Annotated in this window: 2 protein-coding genes; both read right to left on the minus strand. The window is 36.7% G+C overall.

Annotated elements, in window-relative coordinates:
- Positions 1–19 precede the first annotated feature (19 nt).
- Complete coding sequence (locus ACVCZW_RS03455; protein WP_452231649.1) at positions 20–13,852, minus strand: T9SS type B sorting domain-containing protein; 13,833 nt, start codon at positions 13,850–13,852, stop codon at positions 20–22.
- Positions 13,853–13,921: 69 nt separating this feature from the next.
- On the minus strand, positions 13,922–16,558 hold the full coding sequence (locus ACVCZW_RS03460; protein WP_452231650.1) for a PorP/SprF family type IX secretion system membrane protein: 2,637 nt from the start codon (positions 16,556–16,558) through the stop codon (positions 13,922–13,924).

A 16,558-nucleotide genomic window follows, 5' to 3' on the forward strand; every position in this document is an offset into this window, starting at 1 on the left:
TAATAAAAACACATTATGATTATCTATATAGAGTAAAATGCCCTACGAAATCTCTGTTTTCCTCCGGATCATTTAATTTAATAACATACCAATAATCTCCCGTAGGAAGTTCTGTTTGGTTATATCTTCCGTCCCACTTTTCACCTCTTCGTAATGTTGCTATTTTACGACCATAACGATCAAAAATAGAATATTCAATATTTTGGTATTGATTCACACACTCTGGAGCCCAACCATCTAAAACGCCATCTCCATTTGGCGTAAAATAGTCTGGAATACAAATATCAACAAACTCAAAATAATCTGTAGCTATTGCCATACATCCATTACTATCGGTAACCGTTACGGTATAGTTTCCAGATTCGGTTATCGTGAATGTACTTGTGCTTCCAAAATCTTCGCCATTAAAGGTAAATTCATAGTTACCAGATCCTCCAGTAACAACAGCAACAATCTCATTAAACTCACCATCTATTATAGAAAGTGTTAACGGATCAAAAAAGGAGATATCGAAAAGCGCTGTTCTTTTAATACAACTGTTAGTATGTCTTACATCAATATAATGTCCTATTCCAGGAACCACATCTATAAAGACATTACTAGCCTGGTATGGACCTCCATTTAAAGAATAATCTAAATCTGTTGGATCTGTAATACTATCGTCTACCGTTACGGTAACCACATTACTGGAAACATTATTCACACAACCATACTCGATATCAACTATCGGATTAATAGTTACAGATTCTGGGAAAGTGATATTCCATTCCGATTCACATCCAAAACTATCTCTTATAAACACCGTATGATCTCCACCACTTAAGTTCATAAAATCAAATTGTGTTTGTCCTACGGCTCCGGTTATATATGGTCCATTATAATCATCTAAACTCACCGAATATACTGGTGTTCCTCCGGAAATATCCACACTAAATTCACCATTATTATCTCCAGAACATATTTCTGGTAATATAGATCCAGCAACCATACTAAGTAATACAGCAGCTGGTTCATTTATGGTGAAACTAGAAGTTAAATAACAACCTAGTTCATCTTGAACAACAACATCGTAATTACCAGGTTCTAAATTCTCAAACGTATTCGTTTCAAAAAACTGATTCATTTGCGGAGAAATAGCATATTTAATAATACCTGTTCCACCCGAAGCATTAATGATTAAGGAACCATCATCTGCACCATTACACGTAATATCGTTTACTATAAACGTTGCGGTTAATGGCGCTGTTGGTTCTGTAATATTAATCCATGCAGATGTTGTAAGACAATCTCCACTAACTACTTCTACTTGATAGGTACCTGCAATTAATTCAGTAAAAACTCCTGGACTTGTTTGTGTTGCAGTAATTGGAGCACCAGTAGCATCTTGCAATGTGTACACGTAATTTCCTAAACCACCTGCAGCAACTGCTACAACAGCACCATTATTATCACCAGCACAGTTAATAACTACATTGGTTAATGTTAAATCTATTATTAAATCTGGAAGTGCATCAATTTGAATATCATTAGAAACTTCAGAAATACAACCATTAGCATCACTTACATAATACATGTAATTTCCTTCCGCTACAGGAAATGTAATAGCATTTGTAAATGTACCTAGTACCGGTATCATGGAACTATTCGCACTATACGTATATGCACCAGTTCCGCCTGACGCACTTAAAGTTAAAGTTGCATCATTGAAACAAGTTATAGGTGTCTGTTTTACTAGACTTGCGTCTATTTCTATTGGTGCTTGTATGGTGATATCTGCGGAAGTAACTGTACAATTAAAACCATCTGCTATTGTAACAGAGTATACACCAGCTGCCAAATCGGTAAAGACATTAGAAGTTTGTGGTCCGGAATTAGTAACACTAGGCGATGCACTATTTAAAGTATATGTGTAATTGCTTCCTTGTCCGCCAGTAACATTCGTTACCGTTATCGTTGCGTCTTGATCCCCAAAACACGATAAAACACTTGGCGTTGCAATGAAAGTATTATCTATTGGCGGTGTTGGCGCTAAAATTACATTTTCGGAAACAATACAACCTTGAGCATCTCTCACATTCACTACATAATTTCCTGCAAACAGTCCTGTAAAGGTTCCGTTAGAAGAATATGCTACAGTAGCATCTCCAGTTAATTCGTATTCTAGATTCCCCCAACCACCTGTACCAACAGCTGAAATTGTTCCTACACCATCCAAACAAGTTACTGAAGTTTGCGTTGTAGTAAGCGCCAATGCTTCTGTAGGTCTTGTAATGGTAAAGTTTTCACTTACGGTACAAAAAGGACTTCCTATTAAAGTGGCATTTATAGTATAGGTTCCTCCTACTAATCCTGTAATATTAACTGGCCCTGCATTTGCAGTAGCTCCAGAATTTACTGTGGTACCAGAACTATCTAAAATAATGTAGTTAAATGGTCCGGATTGATCCGGGTTTGTACCGGTAACAACGTCGTCTACAAAAGTAATGGTAACACTACCACTGTTGTCGTTAAAACAAGTAACATCTATAACCGCATCGACAATAAGATCGAAAGTATTTGGATTGTTTACATAATGTACACTTTCTAACGTACATCCGGTATCTAAATTTACTACGGTAATACTGTAGTTTCCAACATCTAATCCTGTAAAGATTCCTGTTGTATTTGTCTCGCTATATATTCCACCTGTTACAGTACCAGTAACATCTTCTACTGTATATTCTAAATTTGTTGGTGTACCAGTAGTTCCTGAAGCGGTAACGGTAATATCTTCTAAATTAGTACATGTAATAGCATTATCCACAGCAACAGCTATCGTATCTAAATCTAGATACGGATTAATAATAACTGCGGTTAGTGTACTTCCTAAACAACCTTGATCGTCATATACATTCACTATGTAATTCCCTCCAGAAGCATCGGACTCTGTATACACATTGCTAGTACCAGATTGCACAACGGTACCACTTTCTAGAAATTCATAAATAGTATAGGTTCCAGAACCTCCAGTAACACCTGTTACGGTTATAGAAGCATAATTAATTGTGTTTGTTCCAATTGTACATGTGTATTGTACAATTGCTGGCGCAGGAACATCGATAGTTGTTGGTTCTTCAACAAGAACGTTAGCTGTCATTGTACAACCTCTTCCCGAAGTTACTTGAACCGTATAGGTACCTGCAGCTAATCCTGTAAATATATTGGAGCTTTGTGGCGCTACAATAATTGGTGCAGTAATCTCATACGTATAAATTGGGTTATCATTACTTGCAGGTAAGTCTACCGTAATTACACCATTCGCATCTCCATTACAAGTTACATCGTTAACACTAGTAGAAAATAATACTGGTGTTGCTGTATCTAATGTTACGCTCGCATCATTAGAACAAGATGTTGCTGCATCGGTAATAGTCATTACATAATTTCCAGAAGGCACTCCTGAAAACACATTTCCTGTTATAGTTATAGAAGCAGGATTCGGATTTATAGAATAGGTATAACTACCAGTTCCTCCAAAACCTGTTACTGTAATTTCTCCATCATCATCACTACAACTTGGAGATACCGCTGCTAAAGTTAAAGCTATTGGTTCATCAATAGTATATGGAATTGTAGCCTCACAACCATTAGCATCTCGCACGGTTATAGTATATGTACCAGTACCGTTTACTGTAAATATAGGACTAGATTGAAATCCGTTTCCTATGCTATATTCGTAAGGAGCTATTCCGGAAGCCACATTTACGGTAAACGTATAATCGTTTGCTGCACTTAGACAAGGAGAACCTGTAACCGTTATTCCTGTCGGAATAGGATCTGTAGCAATCGTAATGGTTAAAGGTGTAGAAATAGTACAACTATTAGTATCCTGAACATAAACATCCCAAGTTGTTGAAATTGCTGGATCTAAAACTGCGGTATTGGAACTAGAATACGTTCCTACTGGCGCACCACTTACAACAAACGAATAACTGTAAGAACCATTTCCTCCGGAAGCTGTTACGCTTACTTGAGCACCTGCATTACAATTCGCGTTAATAAACGGATCTGCTACTAAACTTAATGGTGTAGATTGAGATACGGTTATAGATGTTGTTGCTGTACATCCTGTTGCTTCATCGGTAACCACAATCGTTTGTGTACCTGCAGCTGTTAATCCATTTATGGTAACTGTAGGATTTGTTTGTCCGGTGACATCTGGATTCCCATTAATAGAATAGCTGTATGTTCCTGTAAAATTAGAAATAGTAAATAACACTTCCCCATCTGTTCCTGGGTTACAAGTAACATCACTAATTAATTGACCGGTAACTTCTATATTATCTACATCTTCTAACGCATATAATTCTTGGTAAGAACAACCATTAGCGTCTGTAATTTGAAACGTATAACTATCTGTTGTTAATCCTGTAAAAATTCCATTTGTTGCACCTGTAGTATTTGTTGTTGCACTTGCAGGAGACAAAATCTCATAGCTTAACGCTCCAGTACCTCCTGTTGCTGTTAAGGTTATATCGCTAATACTAACTAAACAGGTAATTGGCGTTGCAGAAAAATCTAAATCTGTTGGAGAATCTAACGGATTCACAATTACAGAACCCATAACCTCACAACCATTTGCATCTCTTACGGTATAATTAATCGTTTGTATCGTACCATTACTATTGACTATATATGTATTGGTTGTTGAAAAACCAGTACCATTAAAATCATAATAATATTCTCCAGAAACTGTAGGTGTTCCATCTTGACCTAATACCGTAATAACGGTTGCAACATCACAAGTCGTGGTTGCTAAAACAGAATCGGTAGCTGTTAATGGCAATGGTTCGTTTATAGTAATTGGTGTACTTGTAGTAGTACAAGCATTTGCATCTATAACGGTTATGGTATACGTTCCTTGAGATAATCCGTTGAACACATTAGCACTTTGTGGTGTTCCGCTATCTAATTGATACATAAAAGGACCAGTAGATGACGTTGTGGTTACCGTAATAGAACCATCGCTACCACCATTACAACTCACATTTATTTCTGCAGTTGTAAACGTTGTTGGCTGTATCGCATCCACAACATAGGTTACTGTAGACGTACAACCAGCAGCATCGGTAACCATAAACGTATACGTTCCAGCTGTTGTAGCGGTATATACATTGGTACCCATTGGGCTATATGTAGAACCACCATCGGTAGATACTTCATAGGTATATAATGTAGCATCTCCTCCGGTTGCGGATAATGTAATTTCTGCATTTGGTGTTGCACTACAATCTAATGCGCTAGTTAAAGCTGCACTTAATAATAACTGATCATTAACAATATAAGGTGTGGATGCCACACAACCATTTCCATCTTGTATATATAAAGTGTACGTTCCGGAAGCGGAAACCGTAAAATTAGGATTGGAAACAAAAGTAGTTCCATTCATACTATACAACGGACTTCCTATAGCTACACTACCAGTAATGGTAATATTTATAGGGTTACCTTCAAAACAAGGTGCCGTTTGCGGATCGATTGTTGGCTCTGCATCTTTAGTTAGAGTAACATCAAAATCTCTAATACATCCGTAAGCATCGATAGCATAAACGGTATAACCATTTGCTGCTACAGTAAATGTGTTAGCAGATGCCCAACTGGTACTTGATGCTATTGGAGCAGTATCTGAATCTAATAAAATTTGATACTGATAAGGTGCTGTACCGTCACTTGCAATTGCAGTAATAACTCCTAAAACATTACAATTTTCAGTGGAAGAAACCGAAGCTGTTAAATTAAAAGCTATAGCAGATTCTGTAATATTAAATGGGGAAGCAGTTACAATACTACAACCTGCATTTGTTCCAGATGTTTCTGTAATTAAAACATAATAGTTTCCAAAAGGTAGAGGTCCTAAATTAGTTATAGGAAGTGATCCTCCTGCAGGTACCGTTCCATTTCCATTTACACCTGTTGTTATTTGTGATAAGGAATCAAATATTTCAAAATTAACATCAATAGCACTCGTTTCCGGATTATGTATCGTGAAAGAAACATTACCATCTGCACTTCCAGTACATGTAATATTATTAGAACTTACAGTATCTACTGTTAAGGTAGCATTTGTTGGTATTGGAGCAGCTGCAGTTTCAAAATACGTACATCCAGTCAGCGAATCATAAACGATAAAAGTATATAAAACACCCGTTGTTAAACCGGTAAAAGTTGTTGAACCAGGTGTTGTCTCTAGTTGCCATGTTCCTCCTGGTGGTGCTGTTGGAATAGTACCATTATAAATATCAAAATAGAAAGGACCCGAGCCAGCTAATGTAGTACTTACTGTAACTACAGCTTCTCCACCTGTAGCACAGTCTGCAGTCGCATCAATAGTAATATCTAAATCATCTGGAGGAGAAGCTACTAATACATTTTGTATTAATACAGAACATCCATTGGTATCCACAACATTAATTTGATATAAACCGAAATCTACAACATCAAAAGTAGTCGATGTATCTCCTATATTATTAAGCTCTACCTCATCGTAACCATTGGTACCGGTTACAAAATAGTTGTATGGCCCTGTACCTCCAGTAACATTATCCACAATTACCGACCCTTGTGAAACCCCACTAGCAGTACATGTAATTGGCACAGTCGAATGGTTAACAATAATGGCGTTTGGTTGTAATATATTAATAGGCTCCACCTCAGTACAACCTCTTGCGTCTGTTACCGTCACCGTATAATTTCCTGCTGGTAACCCTGAAATTTGTGTCCCATAAGAAGTACTTGTAGTTGTATTATATACTTCAAAAACAAATGGCGCTTGACCAAGTGTTACATCTGGTGTTATTGAAATAGCTCCTGTTTCTTCTCCATTACAATTAATGAATCCGGTTTGTGCTACTGTAATATCTGGATTAACAGCTGCCGTAATTTCTATAGGAATTGTTGTTACTGCCGTACAAGAATTTGCATCTGTAACCATAAAAACATAGCTTCCAGGTGTTGTTGTATTTAGTACACTAGTAGCCATATTGGTATATGTAGCACCACCATCTGTAGAATATGCATATGTATAAACCGACGCATCTCCTCCTGAAGCTGTTAATGTTACTTCCGCTTCCGCTGGTAAAACACAAGTAATATCTTTATCTAATACAGCAGCAAGTGTTAATTGCGGATTAACAGTAACCGTATCTGTTACTTCACAACCGTTACCATCTCTAACGGTTATAGTGTATGTTCCTGCAGTTACTGTAAATGTATTTCCTGTTTGAAAATTCGTTCCATCGATACTATACATTAACGTGGCAATACCTGTTGCCGTTGCTGTAATCGTGAAATTATTCCCTGTTCCTGAACATTGGTTATCTATACTTGCTGTTACGGTAGGTAATACATCACTTGTAATAGTTATAGTATCCATAACCACACAATTATTACTATCCATGACATAAACATCAATTACTAATCCTAAAACGCTAGTATCTACTGTTGTTGAAGTACTGTAATCACTGCTAGTAGGAGCTGCACTTCCAGAGGTTACATACGCATAGCTATAACCACCAGTTCCTCCAGATAATGCAGAAAAACTAATGGTAGAAGTCGTCGTATTACAACTTATATTAGTTGCGTTTACTGTAAAAGTAATTGGAGTTACTGCATCTATAGTAACAGTAGCAGCACTAGTACAACCTGTTGTAGTATCTACAACATCAAACGTATAGGTTCCTGTTGGTAAATTAGTTACTGTAACTTCATTACTAGTTTGTATTATTGTTCCTGCGGAAGGAGTTAATGTATAGCTATAGTTTCCTAAACTACTAACATCTGTCATTGTAAAAACAGCAGTTCCATCATCCGAACCAAAACATATTTGATCTGTGTTTGTTTGCGCTACTGCAATATTAATTGCTGGTGCAATGGTATGAGAAGCAGTACTTGTACAACCATTACCATCTGTTATTTGAAAGGTATAATTTCCTGGACCAACATTGGTGAAAACTCCACTTGTTGCACCAGAAGTATTAGAAGTTGCTGCTGCTGGAGCTGTTATTTCAAAGGTAAATGGAGCAACACCATCTGTAGGTGTCACGGTTACATCTGTAGTAGCAGCATTACAAGTAATGGTATTAGAATCGACAAAAGTCATTCCTGTTAAAGGATTGAATGGTGGAATCTCTATCGTTTCCGTATCGATACAACCATTAGCGTCTTTTACTGCATACGTTACGGTTTGTGTTGTAGCTGTATTGGTTACTGTTAATACGTTTGTAGCAGTATAAGCAGTATTACCATTAAAACTATAGGTATAATTACCCGCACCACCAGAAGCAGTTACCGTAATATCTGTTGTAGTACTACAGTTGGTGTTATTCGATAAAGTAGCTGTCGCAATAATCTCTGTCGGATTATTTAAAGTAATCGTATATATAGGAGATAGACAGTTATTACTATCTTGTATTTGATAGGTATATTCTGTAGTCGTAGCTGTGGTAGTATTTGCATCTAAGGCATCATAGAAAGAAGTTGTTGCAAAAGCACCTCCATTAAAACTGAAAGTATATCCTCCAGATCCGTCTGCTGCAAACAATTGAATTTCTCCATTTGCATCATTAAAACAAAGTGGGTCCACACCAGTAGCAGTTCCTGTTGGCGCAGAAATAGAAGCAATAGTATTGACTTCCGATATTGCAATACAACCTTGTGCATCTGTTACTTGAAATTGATACGTTCCTGCTGTTGCCACCGTATAAGTGAAAGGTGTACCAGTAGTTCCTAAGTCTGTGTATGTCCCACCGTTTTCAGAAACTGCATACGTAAATGGCGCAGTACCACCAGATATAGTTCCTGTGATTACTGCATCCGGAGACGTTGTACAGTCTAAGTCTTTAGATATTATAGTGCCTAATACTAACTGAGGCTCTATCGTTTGAGCTGGTAAAGTAACTTCACATCCAAAAGTATCTCGTACGGTTATGGTATATGTTCCAGGTGTTAAACCATTGAAAATATAGTCATTTTGAAATGCGCCTCCATTGCTACTATATTGATATGGTGCTACACCTCCTGAAGCAGTAACTTCTAGAGTTGCTCCATTTGTTGGGTCATAACAAAAATTAGATGTAGTACTTATAATTGCCGTTGGTGCAGTTGTTGCACTTAGCGTAAGTGTTGTCGATGCTGTACAACCGGAAGCATCTGTCACTTCCACAGTATAGGTTCCCGGAGCAACATCTGTTAAAGTACCATTTTGAAAATCGGTTACTGTAAAAGGAGAAACCGTATCGATCAATTGAAAAGAATATCCAGGCGTTCCTTCTGTTGCAGTAGCTGTAATGGTTGCGCCATCCACACAATTTACTTCGGTATTAGTAATACTAATTTCTAAAGGATTTGATGAGGTTATTGTTTCTGTAAAGTCAAAAATACACGTATCGGCTGCATCCTCATAACGTACTTGAATAGTATACGTTGTATCTGTTAATCCGGTAATCGTTTGCGGAGATGTTGTTTCGGTTATCCAAGTTACACCATTATCTATGGAATATTGAAATCCTAAAATAGGATCAAAATTTTGTGCCGCAATGGTAATTTCACCATCTGCATTACCAGAACAGCTTATCATAGAAGTTCCTGTAATATCTGCAGTAAATGCATTTCCGGAAGGAATAACAAAAGGGAAATCTACAAGATTAGCACAAGCGACAGGAAGTTGAAACACTTTCAAATCATCTATTGCCACATCGTTTCCACTAACTTGTTGTACGTTGGATCTTAAAATGAATTTTAAACTAGTATTCGCTCCGGGATCTAAAGTTATTGGTGTTGTAGGATACTCTACCCAATCTTCTGTTTTAGGAATATCTCCTGTATTGTAAAAAGATATTTCTGTACCAGAACCATCTACTAATGCTACTCTTAAATTAGGGTCATATTGCGAGTTTCCTGTTTCCAGCAAATTCATAGCAGCAAACTCTACTTGTATTGGCTGATTTGGAATAATATCGACTATTTGTTTTTCATATAATATTTCGGTTGCAGGAATTGCTGCTCCAATATTCACCACCATAAATCGTCCGTTTGGTGTTGCAGGAGTCGTTGCTGGCGTATGATCTATTGGGTTTATCCATGTTCCAAATGGATGTACAATACTAGCAGTAACAGAATAATCCCCATCATTAATTGCTGGATTATATCTACATTGTGTTGCAACCACTTGTCTTTCAAAACAATAATAGGTTGGGTTAATTCCAGGAGAAGTAGTGTCTTCACCATAACCAAATGTCTCATAAAGTAAATTACTAAATGTAGGCACCGTTAATAAAGTGTACTCTACACTAATCGTATGCGATCCGGAAGGCACATTTATAAACGTTTCTGGATCTGTTGTATTTGGGTTAAGTGTACCATCTAAATAATAATCATAAGCATAAGAAACGCCACCATTATTGGTTACTGTTACCGTTGCATTTCCAGAACCATCACAATTAAACGTAGTATCACCAACTTCAATCGTTGGCGCAGGAGGTTCCTGATCTAAAATAGTATCCTGCATCACAAAAACACAACCATTAGCATCACGAATATAAACGGTATATGTTCCTGGATTTACGTATGCTTCGTTGGATGTTGTCCATGTTGTTTGGTTATCAAAACTATACTCATAAAAATTTGGTGCAGGAAAAGGTGTTCCTCCTTGCGGATTAGTAATACGAATAGTACCTTCTCCTGATGGACCACAACCTGCAAGTGCAGATATTCCTGCGGTAGCGGTTAAAGCTTCATCTGGTTGATTTATGGTAATTGTTTCTGCCGTTGTAAAACATTCAGAACCACCAAGCGTGTATTTAATTACGACTTCATAATTCCCACCATTTAGATTAGTAAAAGTAGAATTGGAAGTAAAAGTTGTTCCGTTGTTAATACTATATTCTAAAGTATATCCATTTGCGTTGGTAACATTAATTTGAATCTCTCCAGTAGTATCATTATAACATAAAACATCGGTTTGGCTAATAGTATATTCCGGAGCTGGTATATCTACTATTTCAATAGTCGTACTTGCACTACAATTGTTAGCATCTAATACGGTAATATCATAAGTACCTCCAGCTGTTACCACTATTTCTGGTACCGTTTGAAAATCTGTTGTACTATTTATATAATAAAAATACGGAGGTGTTCCGCCTTGTGGATATACTGTAATTTCGCCATCTGCACAGGTTAACGGACTAGTAATAGCCGCTGTAACTGTTAATAGTGGTGGTTCTGAAATGGTAATATCTTCGGTATAGCTACATCCATCTTCGGTTTCGACTAAAACGGTATAAGTACCTGGATTTAAATTATTAAAGGCGTAATTATTTTCGGTAATCGGACCAACATTATTTACTAGTGTTGCACCATTATGGATGGTGAAAAAATATTGTGGTCTCACATCATTTGCAACCAATTGAATACTTCCTTTATCGCCATTACAAAGTGGCTGTGTCACGTTTGTAGAAACGCTAAAATCTCTTTCTCTAATTTGAATATCTGGAACCGTAAAAATACAAGGATTTGTAGTTACTCCTGTTTGTCTGATATAGATGGTATAAATACCTGCAACGGTAACGGAGAAAATATTACTAGCCTGGAAATTTGTTCCATCGATGCTATATTCATATCCAGAAGGAACACCACCAACTGTAATTTGACCAGGAGTTGTACAAATAATATCGCGAGTATTAACCGTCGGAATTAAAATATTCTGATACACATTAAAATAAAACTGATTAAAACATCCACCATCATAGTTTAAAGTTAACCTAAACTGTCCGGAAGTATTCGCTAAAAAGTCGGGTCCTGTTCCAACTTGCGTCCAAGTACAAGAAGTATTTTCATTGGCACAATCTGTATCGGAAACTGGCGCACAACTTGCTTCGTCTAATTGCTCCCAAATAATCGTAGATGCATCTGCAATATTTGTTTCAATAAAAACGGAATCATTGGCACCACATAAGAATATATTTGGTAGTAATTTTCCATCATTCGGACAAGTAACAACTTCATCCGCATACGGAATTACAGGATTTGTAATAGAAGCACCATACGGCGTAACGGTAAATATTTGATCTATAGATTGACAAGGAGCTACAGCAGCATTATGCACGTAATACGTACCAACATTGGTCACTGTAATTGTCTGCGTTGTTCCTATTACAGGTGTACCTGTAGTACTTGTAGACCACGAATAAGTATCATAACCATCAGCGGCAGTTAACTGTACACTTTCCCCACAAAGCACTTCATTTTGTGTAAAAACACAATCGTTTAAATCGGCAAGAAAATTAGTAGCTTGTGGTGTTAATAAACATCCAGTATTACTATTTAAACTAGGATCATCTGTAATTTCATAATTAGCATTCGTAATACCTGTATAGGTTGCAAAAGCCTGATTATTAATCGTATTAGAACAAGCATCATCAATTTCATTACAGTTTTCAACAACATTTACATTAATTCGAATTTCGGAAACAGGATATCCTTGTTCTACATAAGAATTAGCTACACTAAAGATAATTTCTCGCGTAATAGGATCATAACTGACAACCGTAACACCTGGAGGTAATTCTAAACCAGCTGGATAATCAAAAATGGTATTAATAGGAAGTATATCTTTGATAATTAAATTTCCGGCATCATCATTTCCTGTGTTATGAAAACCAATAACATAGGTTAGAGGCTGTCCTAAAGCAACCATTTGCCCACCAATATCGGCTCCAAATTCATCGAGTACAATTTTAGTAAGAACAATATTAGGTTCTATAATCTCTACAGCTATAGCAGACAGGTACACAAAATAAGTATCTCCTTGTGTTGACAAACTTATTGTTGCATTATTAGAATCATTTGTGATAACGGAATTCCCTGGATTAGGAACCGCCATAATCCCTGTATCAAAACCTAAAGTATTTGTACTGTTAGGATTTCTATTCATTACAGGCGTTGCGTCCAGTTGCGTAACAGAACTATCAAAAAAGTTGTTAGCAAGACGATCTACCGTAGACATGTTTACGCCATTAATTCTTAATCTATCCCCTTGAATTGGTTTATCCCCTTCTAAAGCTGCAAACGCAAAATTTGCTCTTACTGGTATAGGTGCTGGTACTGTTCTAAAACCAGAAACAGGTATATCTAAATTAGGATTATCGGCGAAACTAATTGCACTAAAACCATCAAAACTGGTAATCGATTTTCCTGGTAACGTTGGATCTTCAAAAACAATAAACAAGGACCAACCTGCAGAATATCCTGTTCCGTTATAAGGACTAAAATCAGATGTTTCTCCCTGTGCTGTAGAAACATTTCCTATAGTATATGTACCTAAATTATTGGTAAAACCATTAACTATAGCGGTTACATCTGCATAACAAGAATACGGATAACTATCACCCGTTGCTACTCCTCCAGCACTATAAATTGGCGTTCCTACAACATCATTATAACCTCCTTCTGGACCTTTAAACTTTACTTCTGTAATTGGATCCGTTCCATTTGTAACTGCACCCCAATACAAACCTGCATGTATAATTTTATAACAACCAGGATTCGGAATTTCTAAATCTGCACTTGTAGAATTGAATGTTGAAGGATCTCCATCAATATCAATATACTGCATATCCACATTGTGATTATATACATTGTTATTGTTGAAGGCATTGTTATCTGGACCTAATATATTATTCCCAATCAAGCGAATATCTCCTTTTAGGTCTTGGTTAAATCTAGGTGTAAATGGAACGTAATTCTGAGCGATAGACTGCAGACTAGTTGTTAGTAATATAATTACTATTCCGATCTTAAAAAAAGTAGGTTTTTTCATGTTATATGTTTCATACATTTAAACCATTTGGGAATATGGATTAAATGATATTTTTACTTTAATTTTTTATCAATTTTCTATTTTAATAACAGACATTTTTCCATTGTAAGGCTTGCTTCCTTTAGCTTCTAAAGCTCGCATAGCTCCATCTACATAATCAAATTTCTCATAGTAAATAAAGTACTTATTGGTATTTACATCAAAGAAGAAATTAATATTAGATTGTCCAGTAGCGACTACTTTTTCTAAAAATGCATCTCTCTTCACCTTGTCACTATGTACTGCAATAATGATATAATATCCTTCGTCTACATTTTGCACATCCTTTAATATTTGTACCGTTGCACTTTGCGCTTCTCCAAAATCAAAATCTTCTGCTGTAACAGGTTCGGTGCTTAAAGGTGTATTTTCTATAATGCTTTCTAGGGTTGCTTTATCCTTTAAATAACGATCTTTCTCATTATCATAAACGGCACGTTTAATTCTTCGTTTACGTTCAAAATCGGTAGCAATCTTAATACTTTCTAAAGTAGATACTAATTGTTCTTTCGCTCTTTTAGATTGTAATTGTTCTTCTTTTAAAGTTTGAATTGCATTTAAATAATATTGATTCGTTTCGTCCTTTTTGTTAGAAACATCTTTAAGTCTATTATTATATAGGTTTTCTAATGCTACTATTTCTTCACCACGCTCTTGAATAACTTGATCTACTTCTGTTTTTAAGGATTCTAGCATTCGATTTTCTGCAGCAATACTTTTAAATGGTTTAGGTTCTGAATAAATTCCTTTTTCACTCAAATCATTTTCTTCTTTTAAGTCTTTAAGGTCTTTATCTTTACTTGCAACTGCTTCATTTAATTTCGCTAACAATGCATCCTGCTTTTCTTTAGATATTTTTGCCGATTCTGTAATTGCAAACATCTCTTTTGCTATCACATCTTTCTGTGTGATTTCAGATAGAGCTTCTTCTTTCTCCGAAGCTTCTGCTGCTAATCTTGCAGCTTCCTCTGCTTGTGTTTGCGCTGCTACTTCCGCTGCTAACCTTGCGTCTTCCTCTGCTTGTGTTTGTGCTGCTGCTTCGGCTGCTAATCTTGCGTCTTCATCTGCTTGTGCTTGCGCTGCTGCTTCGGCTGCTAATCTTGCTGCTTCATCGGCTTGCGCTTTTGCTGCTGCTTCTGCTGCTAATCTGGCTGCTTCATCGGCTTGAACTTGCGCTGCTGCTTGAGCTGCTAATCTTGCTGCTTCATCGGCTTGTGCTTGTGCTTCTGCTTCTGCTGCTAATCTGGCTGCTTCATCGGCTTGTGTTTGTGCTGCTGCTTCTGCTGCTAATCTTGCGTCTTCCTCTGCTTGAACTTGTGCCGCTGCTTCTGCTGCTAATCTTGCGTCTTCCTCTTCTTGTGCTTGTGCTTGTGCTGCTGCTTGAGCTGCTAATCTTGCATCTTCCTCTGCTTGCGCTTTTGCTGCTGCTTCTGCTGCTAATCTGGCTGCTTCATCGGCTTGTGCTTGTGCTTGTAGTTCTGTATCTGTTATTACGCTTTCCTCTTCTACTTCTTCGACCGGTATTGTTGCTTCTTCTACTTGTTTTCTATTTGCAGCTGCTTCTGCTTTTGCTGCTGCCCTTGCATCCGCTTTTGCTTTAATTTTGGCTTGGGCTAAGGCTCTTGCATCTGCTTTTTCTTTAGCAATTATCGCTCTAGCTGCTGTATCTACTTTTGGTTTTGAAGAAACCACTCTTCTTTTCTTCTTTTTGAAAAGCATCGTTTCTTCCTCATCATCTCCACTATAATAAAAATTATTTGTGTTTTTAAATTTATATGCCAACGTGATATCATGTGAAGAACCAAAAGCGGAAAGATCTCCAATAGCTTTCTCGTAGTTATACTCAATAGCTATTTGTGAAGTAATATTAAGTCCGATACCACCTGAAATACCATACTGCGTATTATAACCAACTTGTCCCCAAATTCCTTTAGGTACCGTAAGCATTGCTAATCCGGAAAGCACTGTTTTATCTTTTTTAAATTCCGATTTTATGATACCCGAAAATTTACTTTCATCCAGAAAACCATAACTACTCATATATCCGGTATACATTATATGTGCCTGAATAACTTGTTGCGGATCTTCTTTAAGAAGTTGTGATGTTTTAAAATTGTACTGTACTAGATTATTTACGGAAACTCCGAAGTCAAAAAACACTGTTCCGTAATTAATTCCTGGACTAACACTTAAAATAGAATTAGATGGTATATTTTCTAAGGAAGGATCTGCCACATTGGTAACCACTTTACCTTCATTGATACCACTTTGATAAAAGCCAATATTTAATCCGAAAGTTAAATTACTATCTGGTTGCAGCATGGCATTGTAGGCTAGGTTTAAAATACCACCATAAGAAGTTAAAACACCATAATTTTGTTGAAAGAAACCAATACCTACTCCTATATTCTCTCTAAATCGACCAGAATAGCTTAATAAATAGGTTTGTGGAGCGTCTTCAAATTGCACCCATTCCCTTTTATTATTTACACTTATATATTTGTTTTGTTCTCTTACAAAACTAAAGGTTGGATTGATATTGAATCTATTAAACTTCAATGAATTTCTTACAGGTATAGCTAGCGAAATCACTCCGTCCTCTTCTTGTCCAAAGAAGCACTGCGTGAAACCAAAAATTAAAGCTATTACAAGTAATGTTTTTTTCAT

The sequence above is a fragment of the Lacinutrix sp. MEBiC02595 genome, from assembly GCF_053601555.1.